Source organism: Microbacterium azadirachtae (assembly GCF_000956545.1).
GTDB classification, from domain to species: Bacteria; Actinomycetota; Actinomycetes; order Actinomycetales; family Microbacteriaceae; genus Microbacterium; species Microbacterium azadirachtae.
In genome coordinates this window covers 178,581-195,644 of the sequence record NZ_JYIT01000084.1, presented here as the reverse complement: position 1 = coordinate 195,644, position 17,064 = coordinate 178,581, and the positions used below count along the sequence as shown (strand labels likewise).

General features: G+C 70.8%; 16 protein-coding genes. 4 read left to right on the top strand and 12 right to left on the bottom strand.

Translation table 11 applies throughout. The features are described from left to right. Positions 1-85: 85 nt before the first annotated feature. On the top strand, positions 86-1,090 hold the full coding sequence (locus tag RL72_RS15965; RefSeq protein ID WP_248700498.1) for a tetraspanin family protein: 1,005 nt from the start codon (positions 86-88) through the stop codon (positions 1,088-1,090). 88 nt (positions 1,091-1,178) lie between these two features. Here the strand turns inward: RL72_RS15965 and RL72_RS15960 are convergent, their stop codons facing one another. From RL72_RS15960 to RL72_RS15930, 7 genes are all read right to left on the bottom strand, one after another. Beyond that, on the bottom strand, positions 1,179-1,910 hold the full coding sequence (locus RL72_RS15960) for a copper homeostasis protein CutC (RefSeq protein ID WP_045251854.1): 732 nt from the start codon (positions 1,908-1,910) through the stop codon (positions 1,179-1,181). Further along, a complete protein-coding gene (locus tag RL72_RS15955) occupies positions 1,907-3,256 on the bottom strand; it encodes an alpha-L-fucosidase (protein ID WP_045251853.1) in 1,350 nt (449 codons plus the stop codon). Before RL72_RS15955 ends, RL72_RS15960 begins: the two co-directional genes overlap by 4 nt. Further along, positions 3,253-4,803 carry a M81 family metallopeptidase gene (locus RL72_RS15950; protein WP_156156824.1) on the bottom strand — a complete coding sequence of 517 codons (1,551 nt, stop codon included), beginning with the start codon at positions 4,801-4,803 and terminating at the stop codon, positions 3,253-3,255. Before RL72_RS15950 ends, RL72_RS15955 begins: the two co-directional genes overlap by 4 nt. 84 nt (positions 4,804-4,887) lie before the next feature. After that, positions 4,888-5,871: an ROK family protein gene (locus RL72_RS15945; protein ID WP_045251851.1), complete on the bottom strand. Its 984-nt coding sequence runs from the start codon at positions 5,869-5,871 to the stop codon at positions 4,888-4,890. Further along, positions 5,868-6,794, bottom strand: coding sequence for a carbohydrate ABC transporter permease (locus tag RL72_RS15940; protein WP_045251850.1), 927 nt, complete (start codon positions 6,792-6,794; stop codon positions 5,868-5,870). Before RL72_RS15940 ends, RL72_RS15945 begins: the two co-directional genes overlap by 4 nt. Further along, complete coding sequence (locus RL72_RS15935) at positions 6,784-7,728, bottom strand: carbohydrate ABC transporter permease (RefSeq protein ID WP_248700497.1); 945 nt, start codon at positions 7,726-7,728, stop codon at positions 6,784-6,786. The genes RL72_RS15940 and RL72_RS15935 overlap by 11 nt, the downstream gene beginning before the upstream one ends. A 64-nt stretch (positions 7,729-7,792) precedes the next feature. Further along, on the bottom strand, positions 7,793-9,052 hold the full coding sequence (locus tag RL72_RS15930; RefSeq protein WP_045251849.1) for an ABC transporter substrate-binding protein: 1,260 nt from the start codon (positions 9,050-9,052) through the stop codon (positions 7,793-7,795). A gap of 209 nt (positions 9,053-9,261) precedes the next feature. Between RL72_RS15930 and RL72_RS15925 the strand changes: the two genes are divergently transcribed. Then, entirely contained in the window at positions 9,262-10,425 is a 1,164-nt protein-coding gene (locus RL72_RS15925; protein ID WP_045251848.1) for an ROK family transcriptional regulator, read from the top strand. A 26-nt stretch (positions 10,426-10,451) separates the two neighbouring features. Here RL72_RS15925 and RL72_RS15920 read toward each other — a convergent pair whose 3' ends face one another. From RL72_RS15920 to RL72_RS15905, 4 genes are read right to left on the bottom strand one after another with little or no spacing between them, the layout of a single operon-like run. After that, entirely contained in the window at positions 10,452-11,720 is a 1,269-nt protein-coding gene (locus RL72_RS15920) for an alpha-L-fucosidase (protein WP_045251847.1), read from the bottom strand. Positions 11,721-11,756: 36 nt separating this feature from the next. Then, positions 11,757-12,176, bottom strand: coding sequence for an RbsD/FucU family protein (locus tag RL72_RS15915; protein WP_045251846.1), 420 nt, complete (start codon positions 12,174-12,176; stop codon positions 11,757-11,759). A 44-nt stretch (positions 12,177-12,220) separates the two neighbouring features. Then, positions 12,221-13,234, bottom strand: coding sequence for an aldo/keto reductase (locus tag RL72_RS15910; protein ID WP_082072452.1), 1,014 nt, complete (start codon positions 13,232-13,234; stop codon positions 12,221-12,223). After that, positions 13,227-14,534, bottom strand: a complete 1,308-nt coding sequence (locus RL72_RS15905) for an L-fuconate dehydratase (protein WP_045251845.1) — start codon at positions 14,532-14,534, stop codon at positions 13,227-13,229. Before RL72_RS15905 ends, RL72_RS15910 begins: the two co-directional genes overlap by 8 nt. Before the next feature lie 168 nt (positions 14,535-14,702). Between RL72_RS15905 and RL72_RS15900 the strand changes: the two genes are divergently transcribed. Continuing rightward, positions 14,703-15,563, top strand: a complete 861-nt coding sequence (locus RL72_RS15900; RefSeq protein WP_045251844.1) for a fumarylacetoacetate hydrolase family protein — start codon at positions 14,703-14,705, stop codon at positions 15,561-15,563. After that, positions 15,560-16,330, top strand: coding sequence for an SDR family NAD(P)-dependent oxidoreductase (locus RL72_RS15895; protein ID WP_045251891.1), 771 nt, complete (start codon positions 15,560-15,562; stop codon positions 16,328-16,330). Before RL72_RS15900 ends, RL72_RS15895 begins: the two co-directional genes overlap by 4 nt. A 23-nt stretch (positions 16,331-16,353) precedes the next feature. On the opposite strand, the gene RL72_RS15890 is transcribed toward RL72_RS15895, so the two are convergent. After that, positions 16,354-17,031, bottom strand: coding sequence for a FadR/GntR family transcriptional regulator (locus RL72_RS15890; protein WP_045251843.1), 678 nt, complete (start codon positions 17,029-17,031; stop codon positions 16,354-16,356). Positions 17,032-17,064 lie beyond the last annotated feature (33 nt).

Sequence of the window (17,064 nt, the reverse complement as noted above, 5' to 3'; positions counted from 1 at the left end):
TCCAGCGTAGCGAGCGATATCCCCCGCGCGCGGCGTCGCCGCCGCTAGGCTCAGGTCCAGCATCAGGGGGAAGGGAAGGACCACCGTGCCTGAGAACAGCAGCAAGAAGCCCGCCCGCAGCGCGGCGCGCAAACCCGCACCCGCCGCGGCGGCATCCGCCGCCCCGGCCGACGGCCCCGCGGATCCGCCCGCCGGCTGGACGCCCACTCCCGAGGCCAAGGCGACCGCGACCCGCCTGCGCTGGATCGCCGTGGTGCTCTGGGTCGTCGCGATCGCCGCCGAGGCCGTCGGCATCTTCTGGCTGCTCCGGCAGCGCCAGGTGACCGGCGGTGACGGCCAGTACGTCCGCAACCCCGACACGGGTCTGCTCGAGCAGCAGGGCGCGACGACGACCTTCCCGCAGTGGGCGTTCATCACGCTGCTCGTGCTGTTCGTCGTGATCGCCGCGCTCTCCATCACCGGATCCTTCCTGTGGAAGAAGGCCAATCGCCTCGACCCGGCCCGCCGCTCGGACACCGTGCGGTTCTTCGTGCAGAACCAGCTCGGCGCGATCATCGCGATCATCGCCTTCGTGCCGCTCATCATCCTGGTGTTCCTGAACAAGGACATGGACAAGGGCCAGAAGACGATCGCCGGCATCGTGGGCATCGCGCTCGCGGCCCTCGCCGTCGTGCTGGGCATCGACTTCACACCACCGTCCGTCGAGCAGTACACCGCCGACCAGTCGACCGTGATCCAGCTGCTCGGCAAGGACCAGGTCGTCTGGGTCGACGGCGGCACGGTCTACCACGTCTGCGAGGAGGTGCCGGCGATCCAGACCGGCAGCGACAAGCGCACGGGGACGACCGCGCAGGCCGTCGAGGCAGGCAAGACGCGTCTGACCCTCGAGTTCGCCTCGGAGCTGCGCAAGTGCGGACTCCCCGTGCCGGAGAACTCGCCCGCGATCGCCGATGCGCTGCGTGCCATCCGAGACGGCAAGACCGGCACCACGCTGCCGGCTCCGGTGTGGGCCGACGGCACTCAGGCGCCGATCTCGGTGCCCGACGCCTCCTCGTCCGGTTCCACGCCCGCGCCGACCACCACGCCGTGAGCGACCCGGCCTGACCGCCGAGACGACGAGAGCGCGACGTCCGCACACGGGGCGTCGCGCTCTCGTCTTTCCGGGCAGCGGCCGGGACTCACGACCGGGCGTGCACCGCCGCCGCCGCACGGCGGACGATATCGGCGTCCGTGACGTCGAAACCGGGCACCCCGCCGCCGGGGCCGCTCGGCGCGTCGTCGCCCGAGGGCTGCCGCGCGGAGAGGTGGATCGCGTCGACGCCGCAGGCGAGGAGCGCCTCGATGTCCTCGACGCGCACGCCTCCCCCGGCCATGATCTGAAGGCGCCCGCCCGCTTCCGCGACGAGCGCGCGCAGAGCGGCCCGCCCGTCGATGCTGCGGGCCGCGCGCCCGCTGCTGAGCACGCGCCGCACGCCGCAGACCACGAGATCCTCGACGATCGACGCGGGTTCCGCGATGGCGTCGATGGCCCGGTGGAAGACGAGCTCGGCGTCACCGGCGGCCTGTCGCCACCGGTCGAGGGCGCGCAGGTCGACGGCGCCGTCGGAGGTCAGCGCGCCGACCACCACGCCGCCCGCGCCGCGGCGCACCACCTCGGCGATGTCTTCGGCGACGAGCGCGACCTCCTCCGGGGTGTACACGAAGCCGCCGCCGCGCGGTCGCACGAGCACGGCGACCCGCTCCGGGGCGCCCGCGGCGGCCAGCACGGCATCGACGGTGGCGGCGGACGGCGTCAGCCCTCCCGTCGCCGCGAGCGCCTGGCAGAGCTCGACCCGGTCCGCCCCTGCCGCGAACGCGGTCCGCGCGCCCGCGGGACCGTCGACGGCGATCTCGAGAGCAGCCGCCGTCACGGCGAGACCGTGAGCGTGGCGACCGGCTCGGCGCGGAGGGCGTCCGGGACCCGCACGACGCGCACGCCGTCGTCCAGCCCGGCCGACTCCGCCGCGGAGCCGTCGGCCCAGCGCGCATCTCCGGTGGAGAGCTCCGCCGGAAGCCGGATCTCTCCGGACCGCGGATCGAGCGCATGCACGTGCACGCCGGACGCCGACCGGGTGTACCGGCGCGGCTCCCCGCACTCCTCCCCGAAGCGCAGCCACGGCCGGGTGCCGCGGATCGTGTCGCCGTTCGTGCGCATCCACGCCCCCAGCTCGCGCATGGTGCGGCGCTGCAGCTCCGGGATCCGCCCAGCCGCATCGGGGCCGACGTTGATGAGCAGGTTGCCGTTCTTGGAGACGACGTCGACGAGCATCCGGATCAGATCCGGCCCGGAGAGCGTCTGCCGCTCGTCCTCCGCCTGGTTGTAGCCGAAGGAGTAGCCCAGACCGCGCGTCGACTCCCAGGGCGCATCGAGGATCCCGGGGATGTGCGTGTACTCGCGCGTCAGGAAGCCGTGGTACGGCACGCCCCATCGGTCGTTGACGACCCCGTGGGGCACCTGCGCGAAGTAGCGCTGCAGCAGCGCGGCGACCGCGAAGTCGTCGCGTCCCTTGCCGCCGTCCGGCCACTCGATGTCGTTCCAGAGCAGATCGGGCGAGAAGCGCTCGACCAGCTCGTCGAGCTGCGCGGCGGCGTAACGGGAGAAGGGGATGTCGTTGCGTCGGTGGCGGAACAGATCGGTGTCGGACTCGATCGGCGGGAAGTCGCTCGCGTGCCAGTCCAGCGCCCCGGAGAAGTACACCCCGAAGCGCGCCCCGGCCCGTCGGGTCGCGTCGTGCAGCTCGGCGATGAGATCGCGCCGCGGCCCGCGGGCGACGGCGTTGAACCCGGTGGTGCCGGTGCCCCACAGGCAGAAGCCCTCGTGGTGCTTGGTGGTCGGCACGATGTACTGCGCGCCCGCGTCCACGAGCTCGCCCACGAACGCGTCCGGGTCGAAGGAGGACGCGTCCCACAGGTCCGCGAGGTCCTCGTACGAGGTGCCCGGCCCGTACAGACGCTGATGGCGCTCCCAGGTCGGGCTTCCGGCGATCCGCACGGTGTTCCCGTACCACTCCGCGTACTGGTGCCAGGCGTAGGCGTCCTCGGTCGGGATGTTCACTCCCTCCCCGTGCTGCACCGCCCAAGCGGGCACCGAGTACAGGCCCCAGTGCACGAAGAAGCCGAGCTTGGCGTCGCGGTACCAGTCCGGCACGCCCTGCGTGGGATAGACGGGTGCGTCCGCGCCGAGATCCGGGCCGGTGCGCTTCTCGAAGTTCATCATGCGGGGAGCTCCTCTCCGCGGCGGCTCACATGCGCGGTGAGCGCGGGAGTGCCGGTGGTGTCGAACGGGAACACGCCGGGGGCGAGCCGGTGGTGGCCGAGGCGCAGCAGGTCCTGATCGACGCCGCCCGGCGTGAGGGCGAGCGTCCAGTCCGCGGCGAGGTCGTAGAGCTCGGGCTCGAGGTACCCGATCTTCACGATCACGACATCCGCGGATTCGGGATCCAGGCCGAGCATGCGGAAGTCGTCGAGGTGGTGGAAGGGCTTGCGCCGTTCGGTGACGATCGCGTGCACGCTGCCGGCGCGGATCACGACCTGGGTGCCGGCCTCGGGGTCGCCGTCCGTGACGGAGAAGACCTCGCCGGTGATCGTCACAGGCCCGCGCGGACCCGGATCCGCTCTGCCGCCGACCTCCAGCCTCACGGTCGCGCCGACGCCGGCGGCCGCCGCCTGCGCCACCGCCGCGGGGTCGAAGACCGAGGCGTGCACGACGACGCGGCCCGGCTCGGCGAGCTCGGGACGGGCGAGCAGCTCGCCCAGCGTCCAGGAGACGTCGCCGGCGCCGCCGGCGGTGGGATTGTCGCCCGAGTCGGAGATCACCCAGGGGCGCGCCGCCTCGGGGGCCAGGGCGCGGTCGAGCGCCTCGCCGAGGGTCGCGGTCGGCCCGACGAAGACGAAGTCGGCGCGCGCGTCCCAGTACCGCCGGGCCAGGCGCTCGGCCTCCCGCGCGATGACCTCGCGGTCGTCGCCGGTCACCATCACGATCGCCATGTTGCGCGGCTCGTCGGCCCAGGCGTAGCCCACCCAGATCGCGGCATCGACGACGCCGTCGAGCGCCTCGACGTCGGGCACCTGCGCGTAGATCCCACGCGCCGGCTCGAGCCGCGTGCTCGTCTTCTCCCCCGGCAGCAGCACCGGCACCGGCACCCAGGCCTTGAACGGACGACGCTGCAGCGGATCGGATCCGTGCCGCCCCCGCAGGCGAGCGAGGAGGTTCCAGACCGCGCGCTCCTTGGTGTTCATCCAGTCCTCATGCGGCGCCATCCGGTAGCAGGTGAGCAGGTCGAGCGCGTCCCGCAGCACCTCCGAGACGTTGCCGTGCAGGTCCATCGAGGTCGACACGAGCACGTCGTCGCCGAGCGCGTCCCGCACGGCTGCGGCGAGATCCCCCTCCGCGTCCTGCATCCCGACGACGCTCATCGCGCCGTGGATGTCGAAGAAGAAGCCGTCGAACGGCCCGCCGGACTCGATCTCGGCGCGGATGCCGTCGAGGATCGCGTCCTTCATCCGCTGATAGGTCTGCGGTGCCACCGCCCCGCCGGGCAGGGAGCGACCGTGGTGGACCGGCACCCACTCCGCGGCCTCGCGCAGTTCCCGTCCCTCGTCGAGGAACGGGTAGTAGCCGAGGAGCTCCGCACCCTCGCGGATCGTGAACGCCTCGTCGCCCGAGACGTGCGGCGAGAACGTGCTGGACTCGATCGAGATCCCCGCGATGCCGATCCGGGGCCGCGCGAGACCGCCCTCCTCGACCACGGGGAGCGGACCCATCCAGACCGTGTCGGCCTCGGGGCGGGGGTGCGGCGCGGTGGACGCTGTCATGGGCGGGTGTCTTCCTCTCGGGATGCGGACGGATCAGACGGCGACGAGCGGTGTCGTCTCGGGGTCGGCGAGCCGGGCGGCGGCGAGGGCCGCGGCCCCGCGCGCGACGGCGTCGGCGGAGATCTCCGCCGGCACCACGCGCAGCGGGATGCCGGAGACCGGGCCGTCGCTGCGGAGGGTCTCGGCGATGCCGGGTTCGAGCAGGTCCCACGCGGCGTGCACACCGCCGCCGACGACCACGAGATCGAGGTCGAGCAGCGATGCCGTGGTGGAGGCGGCGAGCGCGGTCGCCCGGGCGGCGTCGTCGAACACGGCGCGTGCCGACGCCTCGCCGGCGCGGGCGCGGTCCGCGATCTCGGGAGTCGTCGCCTCGGTCCCGGTGGCCTCGCGATAGCGGCGGGCGATCGAGGTGCCGGAGGCGAGCGTCTCGAGGTGGCCGGTCTGCCCGCAGGTGCAGCGCAGAGCACTGAACCCCGGCGTGTGCCCGATCTCCCCGGCCGCCCCGTGCGTGCCGTGGTGCAGCGCGCCGTGCAGGGCGATCGCCCCGCCGACGCCGGTGCCGAGCATGATCCCCAACACATCGCTCGCGCCGCGCGCGGCGCCCCAGCGCAGTTCGCCGAGCAGGAAGGCGTTCACATCGTTCTCGATCCACACGGGGACATCGAGGCGGGCCACGAGCTCGTCGGCGAGCCGGAAGCCGGTCCAGCCCGTGAAGGTCGCAGAGGCGGCGACGACGACGCCGCGCTCCTGGTCGATCACCCCCGCCGCCCCCACCCCCGCGCCGGCAAGCGACGCGCCGAGGGCGTCGCACAGCCGCAGCACGAGGTCGGCGGCCGCGTCGGCCATCGCGGGCCCGCCCTCCGACGCCGGGGCGGGCACGACGCCCTTCGCGAGCAGCGCTCCCTCGGCGTCGGTCAGCACCGCAGAGATCTTGGTCCCGCCGATGTCGATGCCCGCGATCGCGGGCGCGACGGCGCTCCCGGGCGCGGCGCACCGGGTTCCTGCGTGATCGCTCATCGTCCGCCGAGCCCCGCCATCGCGATGCCCTTGACCAGGTGCTTCTGCAGCACGATCACGAGCGCCGTGGTCGGCACCATCGAGATGATCGCCGCGGCCATCTGCAGATCCCAGCGCGTGCCGGTGAGACCCGAGAACGTCGCCAGGCCGACGGGGAGCGTGCCGTGCGCGTTGTAGTCCACCGTGACGATGAGGGGCCACAGGTAGCTGTTCCAGAAGGACAGGAACGTGAAGACGGACAGCACCGCGACCGCGGACTTCGCCAGCGGCAGGATGATCTGCAGGAACGAGCGCACGGGCCCGGCGCCGTCGACCCGGGCCGCCTCCTCGAGCTCGTACGGGATGCCGCGGAAGAACTGGCGCATGAGGAACGTGCCGAACGCGGTGAACGCGAACGGGAAGATGAGGGCCTGGTACGTGTCCACCCAGTTGAGCCACTGCATCACCTGGAACATCGGGATCACGAGCACCTCGGCCGGGACCATGAGCGTCGCGAGGAACAGCACGAACACGGCGTCGCGCCCCTTCCACCGCAGCCGTCCGAAGGCGTACCCCGCAGTCGTCGACACGATCAGCACGACGAGGGTGCCCGCGATCGCGACGAAGAACGAGTTGCCGATGTAGGTGAGGAACGGACCGTAGGCGAACACGTCCGCGAAGTTGGACCACCGGATCTCGGATCCGATGAGCTTGGGCGGCATGGAGAACATCTCGTTGTTCGGCTTGAGCGCCGAGAAGAACGAGTACACCAGCGGGGACACGAAGATCAGCGCGGCGAGGTAGACGAACACGTGGGCGATGATCAGGCGGGTGCGCTCGCCGCCGGACAACGGCGCCTTCGGCCGCTTCACGCGATCCTCGGCGGGGACGACCACGGCCTCGGTCGAATCGGCGATCGCCGCCTGCTGCAGGTCAGTGCTCATAGTGCACCCACTTCTTCTGCGCGCCGAACTGCAGCGCGGTGATGATGATGATGAGCGCGAACAGGATCCAGGCTCCCGCGGCGGCGATGCCCAGGTCCTGGAACTTGAAGCCCTGGTTGTAGATGAACTGGACCAGCGGTTGCGTCGCGTTGCCCGGCCCGCCGCCGGTGAGCAGCTGCGGCTGGGCGAACACCTGCAGCGATGTGATCATCGTCATGATCGTCGCGAAGAAGATCGACGGCGAGATCATCGGGACCACGACGCTCCACTGCATCCGGAATCCGGAGGCGCCGTCGATCCTGGCCGCCTCGATCACCGACTCCGGGAGCTGCTCGAGCGCCGCGGAGAAGATCAGCATGTTGTAGCCGAGTCCCTGCCAGACGCTCATGATGATCACCATCGCCATGGCCCAGAACGGGTCGGCCAGGAAGTTCGGGAGCTTCATGCCGAACCAGCCCTGCGCGATGCCGTTGAACAGCCCCTGCGGCTGCAGCATCATCTTCCACACCAGCACGCTCGCGACCATGGGGGTCACGACCGGGATGAAGAACAGCACCCGCAGGGCACCGCGGCCGCGGATCCGGGGTCCGAGCGCCATCGCGAGGATGAGCGAGCACACGATGCTCAGCGGCACGTAGACGAGGGTGAACACCGCCGTGTTGCGCATCGCCGGCCAGAAGTCGGGGCTGGCGGTGAAGAGCTTGATGTAGTTGCCCACGCCGTTGAACGTCTTGTCGCCGAAGGTGGGCCAGTTGTAGAAGCTCATCACGATGGAGAGCACGACCGGCACGACCGTGAAGACGGCGAGGCCGATCAGGGCGGGACTCGCGAAGCCGAGCGCCTGACGGCCCTCCGTGCGGCTCAGGGAGCCGCGACGGGGCGAGGAACCGCGACGGCCTTGCGACGCGCGGCGGCGGGATGCGGCGATGGTCACCGTTCCTCCTTCTTCCGGGATGGTGTCCCGGCCCGGCGGACGGATCCGCCGGGCCGGGAGTCGATCACTTGCCGAACTGGTCCTGGGCGTTCTTGAGCACCTCGGACATGGGGGTCTGGCCGTTGTAGACGCTCACCAGCTGCGGCTGGATGTAGCTGCCGACCTTGGACCAGTTGTCGGTGACGTACTGTCCCTGCACGTTCGCGAAGGCGGCCTTGAAGACCTCCTCCACCTGCGGGCGGAACTTCTCGTCGATGGACTGGAAGTACAGCGGCTGGCTCTCGGTGCGCGCCGGGTAGCTGCGGCCCGAGGAGGCGATGTAGTCCTGCGAGTCCTTGCTGAGCAGCGAGCCGAGCACCTTGAGCGCGGCGTCCTTGTTCTTGCAGGTCTTCGAGATCCCGTAGCCCGAGCCGAGGATGAGGCTCAGGGAGTCCTTGCCCTCGCCCGGCAGCGGCGCCATGCCGGCGGTGAAGCCCGCCTGGTTCTTCAGGTAGCTCACGGCGTTCCAGGTGCCGTCCACGGCCATCGCGGCGTTGCCGTTGGAGTACTGGTCCTCGCCCCAGCCGCCGTCGGAGGCGCTGGCGACCGGGAGGGCGACCTTCTGGTCGGTGACCAGGCCCGCGTACCAGGTGGCGGCGTCGGAGAACTTCTTGTCGGTCAGCTGCAGCTTGCCGTCCTTGGTCGCGGGCTGCACGCCCGCCTTGGCGATCGGCAGCGCCTGCCACTGGAAGTCGCCCATGCCGACGGCGAAGCCCTGCTTGCCGTCGCGGGTGGCCGCCTTGGCGGTCTTCTCGAAGTCGTCGAAGGTCCAGCCCGGCTTGGGCTCGGCGGCGCCGGCGGCCTTCAGCTGGTCCGCGTTGTAGTAGACGAGCATCGTGGCCGTGTCGAACGGCAGGCCGTAGAGCTCGCCCTTGTTCTTGAGGATCTCGGTCGTGCCGGCGGCGAAGTCGCTCTCCTTGAGGCCGGCGGCCTTCAGGTCGTCCGCGGTGAGCTTCTGGAAGCCGGAGGTGTAGCTGGAGAGCATGCCGCTGTTCATCCCGGTGACGCACGCCATGTTGCCCGAGGCCATGTTGGTGGTGAGCTTCGTGAAGAAGTCGTTCCAGGGGGCGGTGCGCAGCTCGATCTTCAGATCCGGGTTCTGCTTCTTGGCGACGTCGACCTGCGCCTGCAGCGCCTTGGTGTCGTCGGCGGATCCGGCCCACATGTCGACCACGACGGTCTTGTCGTCGCCGCCGGCGCTGCTGCTCGAACCTCCGCAGCCGGTCAGGACGAGGGCGGCGCCCACGGTGAACGCCGCCACAGGGACGAGGTGCGTCTTCTTCATTGAATGCCTCCTCAGGCACGAACAGATCTTGCTTCGTTTGAGTTCGAACGAAGTAATTCGGGGTTGTGCCTTCATCCTGTCAGATGAACGCGAGAAACTCCATCCGAACATCGGATGTCTGCACTCGATCGTGAGATTTCCGTGATGATTCCCGGCACGATGGACACACTCCGCTAGAGTGATCTTCATTCGACCTCGAAGGAAGTGTCATGACACAGTCCGCAGACCGGTCCACGGACCGCCGCGAACCCGCAGCGTCTGGTGACCACGCCCGGCAGATCGTGGAACTGGTGACGCGCGGCGAAGCACTGTCACGATCCGACCTCGCCCGACTGCTCGGAATCGCCCCGTCGACCGTCTCCCTGCGAGTCCAGGAGCTCGTTGACGCCGGAGTCCTGAGGGAGAACGGTCAGGCTCAGTCCTCGGGAGGACGCCGCGCACGCCGTCTCTCCCTGGGCGGCACGCCGCATCGCATACTGGCCGCGGAGTTGGGCGGCGAGCACGCCCGACTCGGACTGCTCGATCTCGGCGGCCACCTCGACCGGACGGCGACGATTCCGATCACGATCGCGGACGGTCCCGAGGCGACGCTCGCGCTCGTCGAGGCCGGTCTGCGCGATCTCGCCGACGATGCAGACATCCGAGCAGTGGGCATGGCGCTCCCCGGGCCGGTCGACTTCGAGTCCGGCCGCGTGGATCAGCCCTCCCGCATGCCGGGCTGGCCAGGATTCCGCGTCGGCGACGCGCTGGCCGAGCGCTTCGGCGTTCCCGCCGTGGTCGACAACGATGCGAACCTCATGGCCCTGGGCGAGCACCATCGCAGCCTCGCTCGCCACCAGCACAGCATCACCGTCAAGGCGGGGACCGCCATCGGCAGCGGCATCATCGTGGCGGGTGCCGTGCACCGCGGTGCCACGTCCGCGGCCGGCGACATCACCCACACGCGCGTCGCCGAAGCCGCGGACATCCCCTGCTCCTGCGGCAACCACGGCTGTCTGGAGACCATCGCGAGCGGGGCGGGCCTCGTCCGGCAGATGCGCGAGCGCGGCGTGGCCGCCGCCGGCGCCGCCGAGGTGCTGGAGCTGGCGCGCAACGGAGATCCGATCGCCACCACGCTGGTGCGCACGGCCGGTACGCACCTCGGCCAGGTGCTGTCCGGCGTGGTCAACTTCTTCAACCCGCACGCCGTGTTCCTCACGGGGAGCATGAGCGCGAGCGAACCCTTCCTCGCCGCGGTGCGCAGCCGGGTGTACGAGGCGTGCCATCCGCTCGCCACCCAGACCTTGCGTATCGAGTCCGCGCGGACGGGTCCCGACGCGGCGCTCTACGGAGCGGCGCGCCTGGCGATGGAACTGGTCGACCCGGTCGCCTGACGCGTCGCCGGCGTGACCGGGGGCGCTCAGGCCCCCGGCGCGAGCGTGAGCTCGATCACGGGGATCAGCACGTCGGGGCGGCGCACCGGCAGGTGCACGGTCAGCGTGCCCTCGGCCTCCCCCGCCGGGGTCATCAGGGTCGCCTGCTGCTCGGGATCCGTGACCGAGGTCTTCAGCCAGGATCCGTCGTTCAGCAGCCGGGCGTAGGAGACGCGGCCCGCGAGCCCCTCGAGGTGCACATAGCCGAGCGGCCACGAGAACAGGTGCAGGTAGAGGCGGTCGCCGCGGCGCGTGTAGACCCCTTCGCGGGGAGCAGGGTAGGCCGCGTGACCGGCGCCGACGATCGCGGAGCGGTGCAGGCGCATCCACTCGCCGAGCTCGGCGAGCACGGCCTCGTCCCGCGGCGCGATGCTCCCCCGTCCGTCGGGACCGATGTTGAGCAGCATGTTGCCGTCCATCGAGACCGAATCGGCCAGCATCTGCGCGAGCAGCACCGCGGACTTCTGGTCGTGGTTGTCGCGGTGGTACCCCCACGAGCCGTTGATCGTCTGGCATGCCTCCCACACCTGGGGCACCCCGTCCACGACGATCGGCGCCGTCGGCTGATACTGCTCCGGCGTGACGAAGTCGGCGGCGATGCCGAGACGGTCGTTCACGAGCATCTGCGGCTGCAGCTCGCGGCACAGCGCGAGCAGCCCATCCGCATCCCAGTCCTGCGGGCCCTTGCCGGCCCACCCGCCGGATCCCTCCGGGTAGGTGAAGTCGAAGAACAGGTAGTCGATGTCGCCGTACCGGGTGAGCAGCTCCCGCACCTGCCCGTGCAGGTAGGAGCGGTAACGCGCCATGTCCCGCCCGGCGTTGCGCTCGTGCTCGACCGCGTCGTCCCGACGCGGGTGGTTCGCGTCGACGGTGAAGTCCGGGTGATGCCAGTCGATCAGCGAGTGGTAGAGGCCCACGCGAAGGCCTTCGGCGCGCAGGGCGTCCACGTACTCGCGGACGAGATCCCTGCCGCAGGCGGTCACCGACGTGTAGTCCGTCAGCGCCGAGTCCCACAGGCAGAACCCGTCGTGGTGCTTGGTGGTGAGGACCACGTACCCCATCCCGGTCGCCTTCGCCCGACGCGCGAGCGCGACGGCGTCGAACAGGTCGGGGTCGAAATGGTCGAAGTACACCCGGTACTCCTCCGCGGTCAGGCGCTCGTAGTTCTGCACCCATTCGTGCCGGGCGGCCCCGCTGTACAGGCCGAAGTGCACGAACATCCCGAACCGGGCCTCATCGAACCACTGCTGTCGCATCTCTGCTCGTTCTCCTCTGATCCTCGGCGGATCCGCTCAGGCGGAAGGGTGGCCGACGACGCCCTTGCGAAGCAGGGCGTTGCCGTACTTGCGGGTCTCCCCCGTGCGCACCACCAGGTACGCGCCGCGGGCGACGTCGTAGTAGGCGAAGCGCTCCACGAAGCGCGTGCTGTCCTCGTCGGTGCCTGCGGCATCCATGAGCTCGCGCTGCACGTCCAGCACGACGCCGTCGGCCGAGGTCATCAGGTCCATGCCCGGCACATCGTCCAGCGGCAGCACCGAGCGGATCGCCGCGACCACGGCGGGCGTCGTCGTGCCGGGCAGATCCACGACGCGCGCGCCGAGCGCCCACGCCGGGAAATGCGCGTCCGCGACGACCACCGCGTCGGAGTGACCCATCCGGTCCAGATGCAGCAGCAGCTCACCGGTGAGCAGCGGGTGGATTCCTTCGAGCATGCGCTTCCTCTCGTCCTGCGGTTGCTGTCGCTGCGCGGCCTGCGTCAGGCCGGGATGAGGCCCTGGTCGGCCAGGTCGCGCCAGAGGCCGGCGGGGATCTCGAGCGCCGCCAGCTCGGCGTTCTGACGGAGCTGCTCCGGCCGGCTGCCGCCGACCACGACGGCCTCCACGACCGGCGACTGCAGCGGGTACTGTATCGCGGCGGCGGGCAGCGGCACGCCGTGCGCACGGCACACGTCGGCGATCCGCACCAGGCGCTGCCACAGCTCCTCCGTCAGGGCGCCGTACTCGTAGCGCCCCGAGCGCTGCGGCTCGTCCTGCGCGAGGAGGCCGGAGTTGAAGACCGACGCCGCGACGATGCGCGTGCCCCGCTCGGCGCACGCGGGGATGACCTCCGCGGCGGCCGGCTGCTCGAGCAGCGTGTAGCGTCCCGCGACCATGATCGTGTCGAGGTCGGCCGAGCGGACGGCCGCCGTCAGGGCGTCGGCCGTCATGGACCCGATGCCGATGCGGCCGACCTGCCCCTCGGCGCGCAGCGCCTCGAGGGCGGGGAACGCCTCGGCGAGAGCCAGATCCAGATCGTGGCGCTCGGGGTCGTGAAGATACAGGATGTCGATCCGCTCGATCCCGAGGCGCTCGCGCGACTCGTCGAGGCTGGCGCGGATGCCGTCCGCGGAGAAGTCCCACACGCGGCGGAGCTCGTCGGGCACGAAGAAGTCGTTGGCGGTGTCGAGCCCGCCCTCGACGTGGTCGGGATTGGGACGCAGAAGGCGGCCGGCCTTGGTGGAGAGCACGTACTCGTCGCGCGGCTTGGTGCGCAGGAACGCGCCGAGCCGCCGCTCCGAGAGTCCGAGGCCGTAGTGCGGGGCGGTGTCGTAGGCACGGATGCCGCTCTCCCAGGCCGCGTCGAGCACTGCCCAGGCCTGCTCGTCGGTCAGCGGCCGGAACAGGTTCCCCACGTTCGCGGCCCCGTAGCCCAGGGCCGCCACGCCGGTGCGGGAAGCGGAACGGCGGGAGTCGGCGGAGAGGGTGCCGGATGCGGTCGGCCGCTCAGACATGGACACCCTCCGTCCGGTGCTCGCCGGTCCAGGCGTACTCGGCACGGCTGGCGCTCTTCATCTCCATGCCGTTGCCCGGCGTGATCGGCGCCGTGTACGAGCCGCCGCGGATGTCGGTCGGCACCACGAAGTGCTCGTGCAGGTGATCCACGTACTCGATCATGCGCCCCTCCCGGCTGCCGGAGACGGCGACGAAGTCGAACATCGAGAGATGCTGCACGGCCTCGCACAGTCCCACACCGCCCGCGTGCGGGCAGACCGGGATGCCGAACTTCGCGGCGAGCAGCAGGTTCGCGATGTTCTCGTTGACGCCGGCGACGCGCACGGCGTCGATCTGCATCACCTGGATCGCCTCGGCCTGCAGCAGCTGCTTGAAGACGACGCGGTTCTGCGCGTGCTCGCCGGTGGCGACGCGGATCGGCGCGACGCCGCGCGCGATCTCGGCGTGCCCGAGGACGTCGTCGGGGCTCGTCGGCTCCTCGATCCAGGCGGGGTGGAATTCGGCGAGCGCGTTGACCCAGGCGATGGCCTCGGACACCTCCCAGCGCTGGTTCGCGTCGATCGCGATCGGGAAGTCGGGGCCGCAGACCTCGCGGGCCTTGCGGAAGCGACGGATGTCGTCGTCGAGGTCCGCGCCGACCTTGAGCTTGATCTGTGTGAAGCCGTCCGCCATGGCCTCGCGCGCCAGCCGCTCGAGCTTGTCGTCGGAGTAGCCGAGCCAGCCGGGGCTCGTCGTGTACCCGGGGTAGCCGGTCGCCCGCAGCTCCCGCTCGCGGTCTGCGCGACCGGGCTCCGCCGCGCGCAGGATCGCCAGCGCGTCGTCGCGGGTGAGTGCGTTGGTGAGGTAGCGGAAGTCGACGAGATCGACGATCTCCTCGGGGGTCATCCTGCTCAGCAGCTGCCACAGCGGCAGGCCCGCCCGCTTGGCCTTGATGTCCCAGAGGGCGTTGATCACGGCGCCGATCGCCATGTGCATGACGCCCTTCTCCGGGCCGAGCCAGCGCAGCTGCGAGTCGCCGATGAGCTCGCGGAAGACGCCGCCCATGTCGTCGAGCAGCGGCTCGACCTCGCGTCCGACCAGATGCCCGGCGAGCGCGTCGATGCCCGCGACCTGCACGTCGTTGCCGCGGCCGATCGTGAACACGAACGCGTGCCCCTCGATCCCGTCCTCCGCGTCGGTGCGCACGATCACGTACGCCGCAGAGTAGTCGGGATCGGGGTTCATCGCATCAGAGCCGTCGAGGCTGAGCGACGTGGGGAAGCGGATGTCGCTGGTCTCCAGCGCGACGATACGGCTCACGGTTCTCCTGTTCTGGGCCGGGTGTCGCGGAGCGCCGGCTCGGATGACCGGGCACTGCGTGACAGTTGGAGTGTAAACATCCGATGTCTATACTGTCAACGCAGGGATCCTTCGCAGACTCGTCGTCGCGCCGGCTCCCGCCCGTCCCCCTGAGAAGGCAGGAGAACCATGAAGTTCGCGCGTCTGGGCGATCCCGGATCCGAGATCCCCGTCGTCATCGTCGATGGCCGCCATTACGATCTGAGGCCGGTGACCTCCGATGTGAACGGTGACTTCCTCGCCGCCGACCCGGTCGGGCGCACGCAGGCCGCGCTGGCCTCGGGCCGCCTCCCCGAGCTCGCCGGCGCAGAGGACCTGCGCATCGGCGCGCCGATCGTCCGGCCCAGCGCCGTGATCTGCGTCGGCCAGAACTATGCGGCGCACGCCCGCGAGTCCGGGGCGGAGCCGCCTGCGGTGCCGATCCTGTTCCTGAAGACCCCGAACACGGTCGTCGGCCCGGACGACGCGGTGACGATCCCGCGCGGCAGCGAGAAGACGGATTGGGAGGTGGAGCTGGGCGTCGTGATCGGCGCACGCACCGCATACCTCGACTCCCCCGACGAGGCCGCGGCCCACATCGCCGGCTATGTGGTGTGCAACGACGTGTCCGAGCGGGCGTTCCAGATGGAGGTGTCCGCTGGACAGTGGTCCAAGGGCAAGGCCGCCTTCGGCTTCAACCCGACCGGCCCCTGGCTGGTCACCCCGGACGAGGTCGACGTGCAGAACCTGCGTCTGCGCAGCTTCGTGAACGGCGAGCCCCGCCAGGACTCGTCGACGAGCGACATGATCTTCTCCGTCGCCGAAATCGTGCATCACATCTCGCAGTACATGACGCTGGAGCCGGGCGATCTGATCCTCACCGGCACGCCGCAGGGCGTGGCGTTCGGCGGCAGGTTCCCCTACCTCCGCCCCGGCGACGTGGTGGAGATCGACATCGAGGGGCTGGGCAGCCAGCGTCAGGAATTCACCGCATGGGAGGCACGAGCATGACCGTTCGACAGACTCAGGGAGCGCCGCTGGAGGGGCTCGTCGCGATCGTCACGGGCGGCGCGTCCGGCATCGGCGCGGCGATCGCGACGCAGCTGCACGGGCAGGGTGCGCAGATCGCCGTGCTGGACCGCGACGTCGCCGGTGCGGATCCGCACTTCGCCGCCTTCACCGCGGATGTGTCCGACCGCGCGAGCGTCGACGCCGCCGTCGCCGCGATCGGCGAGCGCTTCGGTCGGATCGACATCCTCGTGAACAACGCCGGCATCGGCGCCCAGGGCGACGTCGCGGCCAACGACGACGACGAGTGGGCACGCGTGCTGTCGATCAACGTCACCGGCATCGCCCGCGTGTCGGCGGCGGCGCTGCCGTGGCTGCGCCGGTCCCCCGCGGCGGCCATCTGCAACACCGCGTCGATCGCCTCCACCACAGGCCTTCCCCAGCGCGCACTCTACTCGGCGTCGAAGGGCGCCGTGTCGGCTCTCACCCGTGCGATGGCCGCGGATCACCTGCGCGAGGGGATCCGCGTGAACGCCGTCAACCCCGGCACCGCCGACACCCCGTGGGTGGGTCGTCTGCTGGACGCCGCCGCCGACCCCGCGGCCGAGCGGGCCGCTCTCAACGCACGTCAGCCGCATGGCCGGCTGGTGTCGCCGGACGAGGTCGCCGGCGCCGTCGCGTACCTGGTCAGCCCGGCCTCCGGCTCGACCACGGGCACGTCGATCGAGGTCGACGGCGGCATGGCGCAGCTCCGCCTGCGCGCCGAGTAGGCTGCCGGCGCGTGGTGCCGGTCTCAGGCCTGGGCGGCCTGGCGCAGCCAGCGCTCCACGCCTGCGATGTGGGCGGTCGCGAGCGACGTCGCGAGGGCGGGATCGTGCTGGGCGATCGCATCGGCGATGGCACGATGCTCCGAGAGCGTGCGCTCCACCGCGCCCTGCTCGGTGAGGCCGCGCCACACCCGCGCGCGGATGGTCTGGCTGGACAGGCTCTCGATGAGGCTCGCGAGGTAGGCGTTGCCGGTCATCTGCACGATCTCCCGATGGAATCGGATGTCGTGCGCGACCAGGTCGTCGATCGAGACGCCGGAGTCGACGCCGGCGATCTCGGCCTGCAGCGCGGCGATCGCCTCGGCATCGCCGTGCGTGGCCGCGAGCCCCGTCGCCTGCGACTCGAGCATCCGGCGCACCGCGAAGAGCTCGAGCAGGGAGTCGTCGTCGTGCATGTCGATCACGAAGGTGATGGCCTCGAGCAGCAGGTGCGGTTCGAGGCTGGTCACGTAGGTGCCGTCGCCGCGGCGCACGTCGAGCACGCGGATGACCTCGAGGGCCTTGACGGCCTCGCGCATCGAGTTGCGGGAGAGTCCGAGGCGCTCGGCCAGCTCCTTCTCGGGCGGCAGCCGATCTCCCGGGCCGAGCTCGCCCGACACGATCATCGCTTTGATCTTCTCGATCGCCTCGTCGGTCACTGCCATGGCGTCATCCTATGCGCTTCGCGCATTCATCGG